Annotated in this window: 13 protein-coding genes and 3 pseudogenes; 5 read left to right on the top strand and 11 right to left on the bottom strand. The window is 63.6% G+C overall.

Going from position 1 to position 14,310, the window contains the following annotated elements:
• Positions 1-78: 78 nt before the first annotated feature.
• Positions 79-1,995 carry a sensor histidine kinase gene (locus ACFQDL_RS17340; protein WP_379910130.1) on the bottom strand — a complete coding sequence of 639 codons (1,917 nt, stop codon included), beginning with the start codon at positions 1,993-1,995 and terminating at the stop codon, positions 79-81.
• 230 nt (positions 1,996-2,225) lie between these two features.
• Here ACFQDL_RS17340 and ACFQDL_RS17335 point away from each other — a divergent pair.
• The 5 genes and pseudogenes from ACFQDL_RS17335 (at position 2,226) to ACFQDL_RS17315 (ending at position 5,640) form a co-directional block, all read left to right on the top strand.
• A pseudogene (locus ACFQDL_RS17335) lies at positions 2,226-3,631 on the top strand (cytochrome ubiquinol oxidase subunit I).
• A complete protein-coding gene (locus ACFQDL_RS17330; RefSeq protein WP_379910129.1) occupies positions 3,631-4,101 on the top strand; it encodes a cytochrome d ubiquinol oxidase subunit II in 471 nt (156 codons plus the stop codon). Before ACFQDL_RS17335 ends, ACFQDL_RS17330 begins: the two are co-directional and overlap by 1 nt.
• Positions 4,095-4,625 (top strand): cytochrome d ubiquinol oxidase subunit II, encoded by a 531-nt coding sequence (locus ACFQDL_RS17325; protein WP_379910128.1) that lies wholly within the window; start codon positions 4,095-4,097, stop codon positions 4,623-4,625. The genes ACFQDL_RS17330 and ACFQDL_RS17325 overlap by 7 nt, the downstream gene beginning before the upstream one ends.
• Entirely contained in the window at positions 4,625-4,747 is a 123-nt protein-coding gene (locus ACFQDL_RS17320) for a hypothetical protein (protein ID WP_379910127.1), read from the top strand. Before ACFQDL_RS17325 ends, ACFQDL_RS17320 begins: the two co-directional genes overlap by 1 nt.
• A gap of 203 nt (positions 4,748-4,950) precedes the next feature.
• The gene (locus tag ACFQDL_RS17315; protein WP_379910126.1) at positions 4,951-5,640 is read left to right on the top strand and encodes a GntR family transcriptional regulator; all 690 of its coding nucleotides are present in this window, start codon (positions 4,951-4,953) and stop codon (positions 5,638-5,640) included.
• Positions 5,641-5,939: 299 nt separating this feature from the next.
• Here the strand turns inward: ACFQDL_RS17315 and ACFQDL_RS17310 are convergent, their stop codons facing one another.
• The 10 genes and pseudogenes from ACFQDL_RS17310 to hydA all read right to left on the bottom strand — a co-directional run bounded on the left by ACFQDL_RS17310 (position 5,940) and on the right by hydA (position 14,286).
• Positions 5,940-6,713: a 2-keto-4-pentenoate hydratase gene (locus ACFQDL_RS17310; RefSeq protein WP_379910125.1), complete on the bottom strand. Its 774-nt coding sequence runs from the start codon at positions 6,711-6,713 to the stop codon at positions 5,940-5,942.
• Positions 6,714-6,751: 38 nt separating this feature from the next.
• Positions 6,752-7,381: pseudogene (locus ACFQDL_RS17305) on the bottom strand (amidase family protein); the annotation flags it as partial.
• 89 nt (positions 7,382-7,470) lie between these two features.
• A pseudogene (locus ACFQDL_RS17300) lies at positions 7,471-7,886 on the bottom strand (amidase family protein); the annotation flags it as partial.
• Positions 7,802-8,164 (bottom strand): hypothetical protein, encoded by a 363-nt coding sequence (locus tag ACFQDL_RS17295; RefSeq protein ID WP_379910124.1) that lies wholly within the window; start codon positions 8,162-8,164, stop codon positions 7,802-7,804. The gene ACFQDL_RS17295 and the pseudogene ACFQDL_RS17300, both read right to left, overlap by 85 nt.
• A 22-nt stretch (positions 8,165-8,186) precedes the next feature.
• Positions 8,187-9,479, bottom strand: a complete 1,293-nt coding sequence (locus tag ACFQDL_RS17290; RefSeq protein WP_379910123.1) for a TRAP transporter large permease — start codon at positions 9,477-9,479, stop codon at positions 8,187-8,189.
• On the bottom strand, positions 9,476-9,694 hold the full coding sequence (locus ACFQDL_RS17285; RefSeq protein ID WP_379910122.1) for a hypothetical protein: 219 nt from the start codon (positions 9,692-9,694) through the stop codon (positions 9,476-9,478). Before ACFQDL_RS17285 ends, ACFQDL_RS17290 begins: the two co-directional genes overlap by 4 nt.
• Positions 9,695-9,747: 53 nt before the next feature.
• Positions 9,748-10,119 (bottom strand): TRAP transporter small permease, encoded by a 372-nt coding sequence (locus ACFQDL_RS17280; RefSeq protein WP_379910121.1) that lies wholly within the window; start codon positions 10,117-10,119, stop codon positions 9,748-9,750.
• A 191-nt stretch (positions 10,120-10,310) separates the two neighbouring features.
• Positions 10,311-11,348, bottom strand: a complete 1,038-nt coding sequence (locus ACFQDL_RS17275) for a TRAP transporter substrate-binding protein (protein ID WP_379910120.1) — start codon at positions 11,346-11,348, stop codon at positions 10,311-10,313.
• 169 nt (positions 11,349-11,517) lie between these two features.
• On the bottom strand, positions 11,518-12,717 hold the full coding sequence (locus ACFQDL_RS17270) for a pyridoxal-phosphate-dependent aminotransferase family protein (RefSeq protein WP_379910119.1): 1,200 nt from the start codon (positions 12,715-12,717) through the stop codon (positions 11,518-11,520).
• A 135-nt stretch (positions 12,718-12,852) separates the two neighbouring features.
• A complete protein-coding gene (hydA, locus tag ACFQDL_RS17265; RefSeq protein ID WP_379910118.1) occupies positions 12,853-14,286 on the bottom strand; it encodes a dihydropyrimidinase in 1,434 nt (477 codons plus the stop codon).
• Positions 14,287-14,310 lie beyond the last annotated feature (24 nt).

Raw genomic sequence — 14,310 nt, 5'->3', positions numbered from 1 at the left:
GATCCGTGCGCAGCCGCACCGAGCCGTCCCGGGATAGCCATCCATGATGCGCCGCACGACAAAGGCGATCAGCTTGATTCATGTGCCTGCCCCTTCGGGAAACACCAGCTCAAAGGTCACCGGCCAGCCAAGATCCGTGCGCAGCCGCACCGAGCCTCCATGGGCATCCATGATACGTCGCACAATCGCAAGCCCGAGACCGCTACCGCCCGCCCGGCGGCTGACGTAGGGCTGGAACAGGCTGTCGTGAAGCGAGGGCTCGATCGCCGGACCGTTGTTGTGAATGCGAATATGCCGGCCGCTGTCGTCGGCATCGATGCGGATAAGGCTGCCGGGCTGGTTGCGCACGAAACTCAGGGCATTGTCGATCAGATTGGTGAACACCTGCTGCAGCCGGTGGGGATCGGCCCGCAGCTGCAGCCCCGCCGGCAGATCGGTTTCGAAGCCGGTCTGCTGCCAGTCGAAAAGCGGCTCGAGGCTGCCCAACAGGCCCCCCAGGTCCACAGGCTGGGGCTGCAGTTCCATGCGTCCGGAGTACAGCAGCAGGTCCGAGATCTGCCGGTCGGCGCGCTTGAGCTGAGCCTGAATCAGCGCGCGCCGTTCCGCCGGCAGATCTGCCGTTGCCATCGAAATTACATTCAGCGGATTGCGCAGCTCATGGGCCATCACCGCCGACAGGCTCCCGAGCTCAACCAGATGCTCACTGGCCAGCCGGCGACGCTCGGCCTCGGCCAGCTGCAGCGAGCGCTCGAGCAGCCCGCAGCTGGTCGCCAGCAGCGAACCGAATACCTCGCCGGTCAGTCGCGCCCCCGGTTTCAGATCATCCCAGCCCTCCAGCCGGAAACGCCAGCCCCGGGCACGATGCTGGCAGAGAATGCCCAGGGCGCCCTCCCGGGCCGGAGGCACCGGTTCGCCCTCCTGCTGCAGCTGGATACGTACCGGCTGTCCCATCTGCCGGGTAATCAGTTCCGAAGCCAGCCGCTGCAGGGCATCCCAGCTGCCGGCGGACTTGAGGCGATTGAGCCAGCGCTCCAGCAGGGCCTCGTTGAGCCGGACACCGGGATAGATCAGTTGACCCGAGAGACTGTTCAGCGGCCGGCGCAGCAACAGCGCCGCCGCCACGGCGATCAGGCCACTGAGCCAGAGCTTTGCGAGGGGTACCGCCGACAGCTCGTCGAGCCCCAGCGTTGTGGCGAACGCCCTGACCAGCGCCATCACGCCGAGCAGGACCAAAGCCAGGACCAGCCAGGGCAGCGCCTCCCGGGCGAAGGTGTTGGCCTCGAGAATCTGATAACGCACCACGCCATACACCAGCAGCACCACGTAGCTGGGCAGCAACAGCATCGGATAGGGGTACCAGTCGATCCCCAGCGACGGAAAGATAAAACTCGTCGCCAGCAGCAACCCCCAGCCGCCGGCCGCGAACATCGCGACGATCGAGCGGCGCAGGTTCCCCTTGTGGACACTCAGCCCCCAGACCAGCACCAGGTGCGCCAGGATGCCTATCGCCACCGTGTAGGCGATATTGAACCAGCCCAGCCCCTGAAAGACGAAAAAGGCTTCGAAGGACCCGAGCGGCACGGTGCGCCCGCCGGGCCCTATCCAGCTGATCAGGATCACGGCCGCGCCGATCGCGTAAAGCGCCGCGACATGACGGCTCAGCCACTGCAGCCAGCCCGGAGCCCGTCCCCGCCCCGGATAAACGAAACGGGTGGCAAAATGGAGAAAGAACGTCGGCATCAGCGGATTGGCCAGAATCAGCAGGATGCCCAGCCGCTCCCAGCCCTGCAGAATCGCCACATGGCCTGCGCACCAGAGCGCCATCATGACGCCGAAGCCCGACAGCGCCTGCAGACTGCTGCGCCGCCGCGCCTGCAGCCAGAGCCAGCCCGACACCAGCAGCGCACAGACGCTGGTGACAAGCATCATCAGTTCGAAAACGATCACCGCATCACCGTAAACATCGTTTACACCCATCCGTATAAAAATGTACACATCGTTTACACCTGTCGCAGTTTTCCACAGTGAATTGACCAAAATCAAGGCTTTTCCGAAGCCTCTTCGCCCTGGCACGAAAAGTGCTAAATACATCACAAACCTAATCTGGGAGGCTCCTATGAACCTGTTCGTCCTGCTGTCCGAATTCATGATGTTCGCCGCGGTACTGAGCATCGCCTGTTCACCGGCGCTGATTCGCCGCCTGCGTCAGCGCTGAGGCCGTCGTCATGGATTTCGATGCCGCCCTGCTGTCGCGAATGCAGTTCGCCTTTACGGTCAGTTTTCATATCCTGTTTCCGTCGATCACCATCGGCCTGGCGACCTTCATCGCCATCTGGGAAGGCCTCTGGCTGAAGACCCGGAATCCGGTCTATCTGCAGCTGGCCAAGTTCTGGATCAAGCCCTTCGCCATCACCTTCGGCATGGGCGTGGTATCCGGCATCGTGCTGTCCTATGAATTCGGGACCAACTTCTCCGAGTTCTCCCGCATCACCGGTGCCGTACTGGGCCCGCTGATGGCCTACGAGGTGCTCACCGCCTTCTTTCTCGAGGCCGGCTTTCTCGGCGTGATGCTGTTCGGCTGGCAGCGGGTCGGCGAAAAGCTGCACTTCTTCGCCACCTGCGTCGTCGCACTCGGCACCTGGATTTCGGCGTTCTGGATCATCGTGGCCAACTCCTGGATGCAGACCCCGGCCGGTTACGAGATCGTCGACGGCGTCTTCCAGGTCGCCAGCTGGAGCGAGGTGATCTTCAACCCCTCGATGCCCTATCGCCTGGTGCACATGCTGCTGGCCGCGCTGATCACCGGTACCTTCGTCGTTGCCGGCATCAGCGCCTGGTACCTGCTCAGGCAGCGTCACCAGCCGATGGCACGCAAGGGGCTGTCGATGGCACTCTGGTCCGCCCTCGCGCTGACACCGCTGCAGGCCTTCGTCGGCGACCTGCACGGACTCAACGTCAAGGAACACCAGCCGATCAAGCTGGCGGCAATGGAAGGCATCTGGCCCGCAGTCGAGGAAGGCGCGCCGCTGCTGCTGTTCGCGATACCGGACACGGAAGAGGAGCGCAACCACTTCGAAATCGGCATTCCCCATCTCGCCAGCCTGATCCTCAACCACGAACTCAACGGCGAGCTGCCGGGGCTCAAGTCGGTCCCGCCCGAAGACCGCCCCCGGTGGCCGTGGTGTTCTACAGCTTCCGGCTGATGGTCGGTATCGGCGTGTTGATGATCGCGATCGCGCTCTACGCTTTCTGGCTGCGCCGCAAGGGCGAACTCTATGACAATCGCCCGTTGCTGCGTGCCTGTACGCTGCTGACGCCCGCAGGCGTCATCGCCACCGTGGCCGGCTGGTACGTCGTCGAGGTGGGCCGCCAGCCCTGGCTGGTCAACGGTCTGGTGCGTACCACCGAAGTGGTGTCGCCACTGCCGGCCGAGCGGGTGCTGTTTTCGCTGACGCTCTTCGTCGTCACCTACAGTCTGCTGCTGGGCGTCTACCTCTATTTCATGGCCAAGCTGATCCGCAAGGGCGCGCCGGATGCCGCCATCCTGCAGGGACAGGTCATTGGCAACAGGGCGCCGGGCTACAGCCTGGCCTGGGTGAAACAGTTCGAACAGCTCGAGAAGGCACACTGATGGAACTGGCATTTTTCTACTTTCTGCTGCTGGGCTTCGCCATCCTGATGTACGTGGTGCTGGATGGCTTCGACCTGGGCCTTGGCATCCTATACCCCTGGTTCGAGCAGGAATCGCAGCGCGATCAGATGATGCGGTCGATCTCCCATGTCTGGGACGGGAACGAGACCTGGCTGGTATTCGGCGGTGTTGTGCTGTTTGCCGCCTTCCCGGCTGCCTACAGCGCCATCCTGTCGACGCTCTATGTACCGATCATGATCATGCTGATCGCACTGATCTTCCGTGGCGTCGCCTTCGAGTACCGCTTCAAGGCCCACCGCTCCAAGCACTGGTGGGACCGGGCCTTTGCCATCGGCTCGACCGTCGCCGCCTTCTGTCAGGGCCTGATGCTCGGCGCTGTGGTCCAGGGGTCGATGCAGACGCCATCGAGGCCTCGAGCCTCAACTGGCTGTCGCCCTTTGCCGTGCTGACCGCCTTTTCGGTAATGGCCGGCTATGCGCTGCTCGCCTGCTGCTATCTGGCGATGAAAAGCCGGGGCGCCATCCGCTTCCGGGCGGCGAAGCTGGGACGCACACTGGTGGTGGTCGTGATGGCGGCAATGGTGCTGGTCAGCATCTGGACCCTGATCGCGGAACCCGAAATCCGCGAGCGCTGGTTCAGCGGCTTCAACCTGCTGCTGCTGAGTCCCCTGCCGTTGCTGAGCCTCTGGGTCGCCCAGAGACTGCTCCGGGACCTCGGCCGTCATCGTCACGAACAGCGCTCGTTCTTTCTCGCCGTGGCACTGTTCGTGCTCGGCTTCGCCGGTCTGGTCGTGGGACTCTTCCCCTACCTGGTGCCACGCCAGCTGACGCTGTGGCAGGCCCAGTCGCCGGCCTCGAGCCTGGAGTTCATGCTCCCCGGCGTACTGATCTTCGTGCCGCTGATCTGTGCCTATACCCTCTGGGGCTATCGCATCTTCAGCGGCAAGGTCGAGGATTTCGAGGAGGGTTACTGATGCAAACCGGCCCCGCCACTGCGCAGAGCTGGCGCAACTTCGCGCTGCTGTATGGCGCCGGTCTTGGCGGCCTTCTGCTGGCCAGCGGCCTCCTCAAGCTGCTCTTCGCCGCGCTTAACTGAGCACCCAGCCGGTCCTGTGGTACCCTCACCCACTGCAGGACCGGCACCCTTCACGCGACCACTGTTATCCACGGGTGAAACGGCTATAATTATGTATTCGCTATCACGGCAGGCAAGGCAGGTCACAGGCAGTGCGGCCGACCCCAAGCCCCCATGCCGCGCGTCCACTTCGGGACAAGCACCGATAAAAAGAGATACAGATCATGGCCAGTAGCTATTCGCCCCGCAAAAAACCGTCGATGAAGCGACGTTCGCTGCACGAGGAAATCGCCGAACACCTGCGTTCGATGATCATCGAGGGGGAGCTTCCGGAAGGCGAGCGGATCGACGAGAGCGCACTCTGCGAGCTGCTGGAGATCTCGCGCACGCCGCTGCGCGAAGCCCTCAAGGTCCTGCACTCGGAAGGCCTGGTCACCATCGAGCCCAACCGCGGCGCCCGCGTCTCCACGCTGACCGAAGAGGAGTTCGCCGAACTGTTCGAGCTGATCAGCGGCCTGGAACGGACAGCGGCCGAACTCGCGGCCCAGCGCGCCACAGACTCCGATCTCAAGAAACTGGCCCAGATGCAGTCCCGCATGGAGAAGTATTTCAGCAGCGGCGACCGCCACAACTATTTCCAGCTGAACCAGGATATCCATCGCCTGATCGTCGCGATGTCCGGCAACGAAACCCTCAGAACTCTGCACGAGCAACTGCTGATGCGCGCCAGTCGCGGCCGATACATGGCGATCGGCACCGAGCATCGCTGGGAGGAGTCGGTGCAGGAGCACCAGGACCTGCTGGACGCGCTGCGCGCTCACGACAGCGCAAAAGCCGGCGCCATCCTGCTGGAGCATGTCCGCCACACCGGCGACTCCGCTGTCGATGCGCTGAAGGTCGGCAAGGCGGGCTAACCGTCGGGGGTGACGGGTGACGGGTGACGGGTGACGGGTGACGGGTGACGGGTGACGGGTGACGGGTGACGGGTGACGGGTGACGGGTGACGGGTGACGGGTGACGGGTGACGGGTAGATTGTAGGGTGGGCTAGGCGCCCCCTGCCACAATGTCCGACTCTGCAGCTTTGCCGGGCGCCGTAACCCACCATAGGCGCCCGGAGGGCGCCTTGGCGTCAGGCGACACCTGGCTATCGTCGAAGAAATAACGCCTGACAACGTCAGGCGTTGAAATCACCATCGCGTAACGCGTAACCATTCAGGCCGGAAAACGGATTCTGGCCTCGCCGACGCCGGGGAAGCGACCGATCACCTCGTCGCCCGGCTGGACGAACACCATCCCGGTCCAGGTACCGGTGGTGACCAGGTCGCCACGCTGCAGGCCACCGTTGCGACCGGTCAGGTGGTTGGCCAGCCAGTCCACCAGGGTGAACGGGTCGCCCACCGAGTGACAGCCTGTCCCCTCCACCTGCAGCGCACCGTTGACGAGCAGCTGACCGGTCAGCTGCGCAGGGTCGAGGTCACGCCAGTTCGAGGTGCCGCTGCCCAGCACCAGGGCACCGTTGATCTGGTTATCGGCCAGCTTCCACAGCTCGGCGCAGTCCTGCCACTGCCGCAACCGGGTATCGACCACCTCGACCACCACCTGCACCTCCTCGATCGCCCCGGCGACCTCGTCGCTGCTGTAGGCCCGCTCACGTGCGGGCAGATCACGATCCAGCCGGTAACAGAGTTCGACCTCGATGCCGATCATGTGCAGTTGCTCTGCCGGTATGCTGGCCGGCGACTGCAACACCACCTGCTCGAAGATCGGTGCTCCATAGGGCGTCGTCTGTGGATTCGGCGCACCGGTCTTCCAGGCTCTGATGCGCCCGTTCGACTGCGTCGCCGCGACGCGATCCTGAATGGCATAGCAGTCCTCGAAGCTCTGCGGCTCCAGCTCAGCGGGCAACGCCTCTATCTGGCGCCCTGTACGATAGGCATTCAGCAGCAACGCGCTGGCCTGTTCCACCTGGGATTCGCTCAATGGCATGCTTGATATTTCCTCAGTTTCAGAAAAATATTGGGTACTCAACCGGGCCAGCGTTGCAGCCAGGGCGACTCCGCCTCGAACTGCGCCGCCAGTTCCAGCAGCTGGCGGTCGGCGCCGAATCGGCCGACCAGCTGAAAGCCGATCGGCAGGCCTTCGCATGACGGCGTCGACGGCAGGTTGATCGCCGGATGACCGCAGGCATTGACCCAGCCGGTATAGACGGCGTGTCCCCGGGGACCGACCTCATGGCCGTCGATACGGTCCGGATAGGGCGTCGAGGCCGGCCAGGGCAGCGCCGCCGCCGACGGCGTCATGATGATGTCGATCTCGCCAAAGGCGGCGCCGACCTCCCGGCGGAAGGCGTCGATCGATTCCAGCGCGCACAGGTAGCTCGGCGCACCGACGCCGGCTCCGGCCTCGGCCATCGCGATGAAGCGTTCGGAGACCCGCTCCCGGGCCTGTGGATAACGTTCGAACAGCGACGCCACGCCGACCTGGCCCAGCACCGGCCAGAACTCGTTGACGAAATCGAGGCTGAACGGCAACGGTCCCTCAACCACCTCGTGGCCGAGCTTGCGCAGCTGTACCCCGGCCGCCGCGACGCTCGCCGCAATCTGCGGGTCCAGGGCATTGCCGCCAAAGTCCCGCACATAGAGGATGCGCAGTCCCTTGGTTTCGGCGCAGGCCCCCCGGCCAGCAGTGACTTGCGATCGCGCGGATCAGGCCCCGCCAGCAGATCGAACAGCAGACGGGCATCGGCAACGGTGCGCGCGATGGGGCCGACGACCTCGAAATCGAGCAGTATCGATGGCAGCCCGTTACAGCGCGGCACCGCACCGATCGAGGGCTTCAGCCCCACCAACCCGGTATGGGACGCCGGGCGACGGATCGAACCGCCACCGTCGGTACCGATGGCCAGGGGACCCAGGCCTGCAGCGACGGCCGCCACCGCCCCGCCACTGGAGCCCCCGGGGGTCAGCTCGGGGTTCAGGGATTTCGGGTTACCCCGAACAGGGGATTGTCGGTATAACCCTCGAGCGTGAACTCGGGCACGTTGGTCTTGCCAAGGAGCAGCAGGCCGGCAGCCCTCAGCCGCTCCACCGGCAGCTCGTCGACGGCGGGCACGAAATCCCGCAACAGCTTCGAGCCCCAGGTCGCCGGCAGTCCGCGCACCGGAATGTTGTCCTTGACGCTGACCGGCACGCCGTCGAGGGGCTCAGCGGCGCGCCCTCGGCCCAGCGCCGGGCGCTGGCCCGTGCCTCTTCCGTCACCGCCGGATTCGGGGTTACCAGGGCATTGAGCTGTGGATTCTTCTCGGCAATACGCTGTTGCACCGCTTCCAGAACCTGCACCGGACTGAGCGCGCCACTGCGATAGGCGTCGCCCAGCTGCGCCGCACTCAGGCGCCAGAGTTCGCGGTCCCTGTGGTACAACCGGGGTTCAGCAGACATGGCAGCTCTCCATCTGTAAGCATTAGTGCATCATGTTGGGCAGCCAGAGGGCGATCTGCGGGAAAGCCATCAGCAGCATCGCGAACACCAGCATTATCAGCATATACGGCAGGACACCCCACATGACTTCCTGGATAGTGCCACCATCCTTGCGCACGCTCTGGACCACGAAAAGGTTCATGCCCACCGGCGGCGTGATCATGCCCAGCTCGCACATCAACACCACGAAGACGCCGTACCAGATCGGGTCGACACCCAGCGCCACGACAATCGGATAGGTGATCGGTATGGTCAGCACCTGCATCGACAGCACGTCCATGAACATCCCGAGGCAGAGGTAGAAAACGATCAGCATCAGCAACAGCCCGGTGGTCGAGAGGCCGAGCGAGGTCACCCAGGCAGTCAGGTCGTCGACCACGCCGGTGAGACTGATGGTCAGATTGAGCACGAAGGCCGCCGTGATGATCAGCAGGATCATGCCGGTGATACGCGCGGTCTGGACAAAGCAGCTCTGCAGGAAGGCCAGATTCAGCCGCTTCGAGCGCCAGGCAAACCAGAGCGCGACCATCACGCCGAGCGCCGCCGATTCGGTCGCGGTGGCAATACCGGCATAGATGCTGCCCATGACGATGCCGAAGATCACCGCCGGCGGTATCAGATTCGCCGACAGCCGGATACGGTCGCGCAGCGAGACCTTCTCTTCGCGTTTGCCGCCCTCGCCCAGGTTGGTGACGCCGATATAGAGCATGAACAGCAGGCTCAGCGCGATCCCCGGCAACAGGCCGGCCATGAACAGCTTGCCGATGGAGTTGCTGGTCAGGGAGCCATAGATCAGCATATTGACGCTGGGCGGTATCAGAATCCCCAGGGTGCCGCCGGCGGCGAGGCTGCCGAGCGCCTGCTTCATCGAATACTTGCGCTCGCTCAGCGACGGCAGCGCCACGGTACCGATCGTGGCGGCGGTGGCCACCGAAGAACCGGACGTTGCGGCAAAGAGCGCACAGCAACCGATATTGGTATGCACCAGACCGCCGGGCAAACGCCCGAGCCAGGCGGCCATCGAGATATACATGCGATCGGCGATGCCGCTGCGCAACATTAGCTCGCCGAGCAGGATGAACAACGGAATGGCGGTGAGAATGTTCTCGTTCTGCACCGACCAGACGACAGCGCCGGTCGACTCCAGGAAGGGCCAGCCGAAGACGGAAACGCCGCCGATAACCCCGAACAGCGCCATGGTCACGGCAATCGGGAGACCCAGCAGCAGCAGCCCGAGCATGGCGAAAAAGGCGATAAAAACGATGGATAGACTCATTTTGCAATTCCCCCGGCCGCGATCTGGTTGCCGTCACGGTCCTCGCTTCGTTGTGCCTGAGAGTTGGAATCCTCCCCCTCGGAATGGGAACGCTGCTCGAAGTCCTCGAGCTCCTCTTTCACCTCTTCCGAAACGCCGCGTGGATGGAACTCGATATTCAGTTCGTCGCTGCGTCCCCGCAGCAGCAGCCAGGTCGCCCGCAGTGCGAAGCCCACCGCCACCAGCGCAAAGGTGGCCAGACTGGCGAACCAGACGCCCTGCGGATAGATCAGCGGCGTGGCCCAGGGGTCGCGGCCGTGCTGCCGTAATCGAGGGTTTCCACGATGACCTTCCAGGTGATCCAGCACAGCAGGCCGGCAAACAGCGCCATCATCGTGGCGGACAACCAGTTCATCAGGCCCTGCAGCTTGCGCGGCAGCATTTCATGGAACAGGTCGATACGGATATGGGTACGGCCCAGCAGGGCCAGCGAGAAGGCCAGGGTACCGCCGACGGCCAGGGCATAACCCCCGAGTTCGTCCGCGCCCTGCAGGGACATGCTGAAAAACTTGCGCAGAATCGTCTCGACCGAGACCAGTACGGAGAGCAGCAGGAAGATGCCCCCGAACAGCATACTGGCAAGCATCTCGATACGTTTCATGGAGATACCTCTCTGGCAGAAAATTGCTCCTGCATTTCCGGCACGCCGGACCGCTGCATACAAGCCATCCGTAGGCATCAGCGAAAAATGCGGCTGCAATTTCTGTGTACAAGCCAAGGCTGGCTGTAACGGTTGGATAAGGCGGGCAGGAACGACGGCTGTCGTCCCTGCCCGTTTGCACGGCTCAGGCGTTAGAGCCCGACGGACTCACCGAGTACCTTTTTCCAGTCGTCGGCGCACTGGGGATTGGTCTTGTTGCAGACTTCCGCCCAGGTCGGATAGGAGATCTCCTTGACCCCGTTGCGCAGCAGTGCCAGATCCTGGTCGCTGACGGCCACTTCGGTCAGGTCGTAGGATGTGCCGGTGTCGCACGGCTGACCGCCGACGTTACAGCGCTTGGCATCCTCGAACAGCTCCTCCGAGTAGGCCCAGATATCGTCCACCAGCTCGTCGAAGGCACCCTGCAGTTTTTCCTGCTGCTCCGGCGTGAACTTGTTCCAGGTCTTGAGGTTGATGCCGTACCCGTTCAGCGCCATCTGGAAGGCCAGCGGCAACACATGGGTGGTCACCTCCGGCCAGCCCGCGGAGTTCGCCGAGCTTGGGCCGGTGATGGCGCAGTCGACGACCCCCAGTGCCAGGGACTGGTGTACGTCACCGAAGCCCAGCGGCACCGGAATGCCCCCGACCGACTCGACGAACTGTGCCAGGTTCTGGTCATAGACCCGCACCTTCAGGCCCTTGACGTCGGAAAGACTGGCGATTGGATGCTTGCAGAACAGCACCTGCGGACCGAAGGGCCAGACCCCCAGCAGCTTGGTGTTGAAGCGCTCCTGCAGTCGCTTGTCGACCACCTCGCTGAATTTTTCCGCCACCTCGCGGCCGGACTTGTAGTCCGGGCTCAGGCCCACCAGGTCGAGACCGAGGATGGTCGGCTCGTCACGGGAGACCTGGGACATGCGCAGCGACACCAGATCGAACATGCCGGATTTCAGTACCCGCAGCTCCTCGACATCCTTGATGCCGGTGGTATCGAGTGGCTTGTAGTTGACCTCGACCGGCAGGCCGGTCTTCTCCTGCAGGGTCTCGAAGAACGGCTGTTCCTTGTTTTTCTGAATCAGGCCGGTCGCCAGTGGCTGGCCCACGACCCTCAGCTTGACGACATCCTCGGCCATCGCCGGTGCGGCGACGATTGAGGCACCCAGAACGGCGGCCAGTAGTGTTTTTTTCATGGCGAAACTCCTTATTTTTATAGTCGAGCAGCCCGGTTGGCTGACTTCAGGTTTTGCCGTTGGCGGCAAGGGATGGCGACAGGCACAACCTGCCGCCCTGTTCACAATTCGATTCGCTCGATCATCCCGGCCGGGCGGGCCATCGCCCTGTAAAGCCGGGCCTTTCCCGTCAGGCGGCGCGCTCCTCGGTACGGACCGCCACAGCGCTTTCGGCCAGGTAGTCGATCGCGGCCTGTACCCCGCCCTTGTTGTGAGGCACACCGGCGCAGGCCAGCCCCATCTCGACACCGGCAAGGGTGCCCAGCAGCGTCAGGTCGTTGAAATCGCCCAGATGGCCGATGCGGAAGACGCGATCCTGCAGCTTGTTGAGGCCGGTCCCCAGCGACATGTCGAAATGCTCCAGGATGACTTCGCGCAGGCGATCCGCGCTCTCGCCTTCGGGCATCAGCACCGCCGTCAGCACGTTGCTGTGCTCGGATGGCACCAGGCTGACGACTTCGAGGCCCCAGGCACGCACGGCACGACGGGTGGCTTCGCTGAAGCGGGCATGACGGGCGAAGACGTTGTCCAGCCCCTCTTCCAGCAGCATCACGATCGCCTCCTTCAGGCCGTAGAGCATGTTGGTGGCCGGCGAATAGGGGAAATAGCCCTTGGCATTGTGCTGCAGCATCTCGTCCCAGCCCCAGTAGGAACGGGGCAGACCGGCCGTTTTCGAGGCCTCCAGCGCCTTGGCGCTGACGGCATTGAATCCCAGCCCCGGCGGCATCATCAGTCCCTTCTGGGAACAGGTGATTGCGACATCCACGCCCCACTCGTCGGTGCGAAAATCCACCGAACCGAGGCCGGAGATGGTATCGACCAGCAGCAGCGCCGGGTGACCGGTGCTGTCGATGGCGCGGCGCACGGCGGCGATATCGCTGGTGACGCCGGTGGAGGTTTCGTGATGCACCACGCAGACCGCCTTGATCTCGTGGCCGGCATCTTCGCTCAGGCGGCGCCCAATGGCGTCGGCATCGGCGCCGTGACGCCAGTCGCCTTCGATGAGCTCGGTCTCCAGTCCGAGCTTGTTCGCCATCCCGTGCCACAGCGTCGCAAACTGGCCGGTTTCGCACATCAGCACCCGGTCGCCGGCACTCAGGGTGTTCACCAGTGCCGCTTCCCAGGCTCCGGTGCCGGACCCCGGATAGATAATCACCGGGTTCTCGGTCTTGAAGATCCTCTTCATGCCGTACAGCACGGTCTTGCCCAGCTCGGCAAACTCCGGTCCACGGTGGTCCATGGTCGGCTGATCCATTGCCCGCAGGATCCGGTCAGGCACATTGCTGGGTCCGGGTATCTGCAAAAAGTGGCGGCCACTTCGGTAGGTCATTCGCAATCTCCTTGTTTTTATTGAATCCGGAACTCTTCGGCGCCGGCCCCTGCCGGCGCAGCCCAGTAGTTCCAACCTGCATTGCCCGTTTCAGTTAATGTTTCGTAGAGGAACAGCCGCGGTCGGCTTTACGCCTCAGCGCACCCGCGGCTTAGCCATTTCGGGCCTGCCGCAGGGCAGGAAGCGGCCACGGCCGATGGCCTCGCTCGGCTTGCCTTCGCCCCAGACGATCTCGCCGCGGGACAGGGTCAGCTCCGGCCAGCCCCTGATCTGCATGCCCTCGTAGGGGGTGTAATCGGTATCGTGATGCAACTGCTCGTTGCGGATCGTCACTTCGCGCCCGGCATCCCAGATCACCAGATCGGCATCGGCGCCGACGGCGATACTGCCCTTCTGCGGGTAGAGGCCGTACAGCTTGGCCGGGTTGGTGGACGTCAGCTCGACGAAGCGGTTGACGCTGATGCGCCCCTTGTTGACGCCCTCGGAGAACAGCAGCGGCAGGCGGGTCTCGAGACCCGGAATACCGTTGGGGATATAGTGGAAGTCCACTTCCTGGCCGCCCGGCTTCTTGCCCAGGGGATCGTCGTAGTTGAACGGCGCATGGTCGGACGAGAAGATGCTGAACAGGCCGTCGCTGAGACCGTCCCAGATCACCTGCTGGTTCGACTTGTCACGCGGCGGCGGACTGCAGACGCACTTGGCACCCTCGTAGCCGTCCAGGCCCAGGTCCTCGGCGGTCAGGAACAGATACTGCGGACAGGTTTCGGCATAGATGCTCAGCCCCTGCCCCCGTGCCCAGCGAATCTGTTCGACCGCTTCGCTGCCGGATACATGCACGATCAGGATCGGCACATCCACCAGCTCCGACAGCGCGATCACGCGATGGGTCGCTTCGCGTTCCACCAGCATCGGCCGGGACTCGGCATGGAAGCGCGGCGCGGTATGACCCGCAGCCAGCAGGCGCTTGGTCAGCCAGCTGATACAGTCCGAGTTTTCGGCGTGGACCATCGCCATGGCACCTTCGTCTCGCGCCACCGCCAGCACATCGAGGATCTGGCCGTCATCGAGCTTGAGGTCGTCATAGGTCATGTAGATCTTGAAGGAGGTGCAGCCCTCGCGGATCAACTCCGGCAATTCTTCCTTCAGCACCTTGTCGGTGGGATCGGTGACGATCAGATGAAAGGCATAGTCGACCAGCGCCTTGCCCTCGGCACGCTGGTGATAGTCGCGCACGGCCTCCCGCAACGACTGCCCTTTCTCCTGGGCCGCGAACGGAATCACCGTGGTGGTACCGCCACAGGCCGCGGAGCGGGTGCCGCTGGTGAAATCATCCGACATTTTCATGCCCTCGGGCATGGGTTGGTCGAGATGGCAGTGTGCGTCGATGCCGCCGGGCAGCACCAGCTTGCCATCGGCGTCGATCTCGTCGCGACCGGCCGCCAGGTTCTCGCCCAGCGCGACGATACGTCCGTCGCGGATGCCAATATCGCAGCGGGAACTATCGGCGGCGGTCACCACCTGACCGTTGCGGATAACGAGGTCGAACTGGGGCTGGGGGTGATCAGACATCTTTGCATCCTCATTCAATAGCGG

Origin of the sequence: Marinobacterium aestuariivivens, assembly GCF_042661465.1 — a bacterium.
Classification (GTDB): domain Bacteria; phylum Pseudomonadota; class Gammaproteobacteria; order Pseudomonadales; family Balneatricaceae; genus Marinobacterium_A; species Marinobacterium_A aestuariivivens.
The sequence above is the reverse complement of the archived record's forward strand: the minus strand, read 5'-3'. Positions and strand labels throughout refer to the sequence as shown.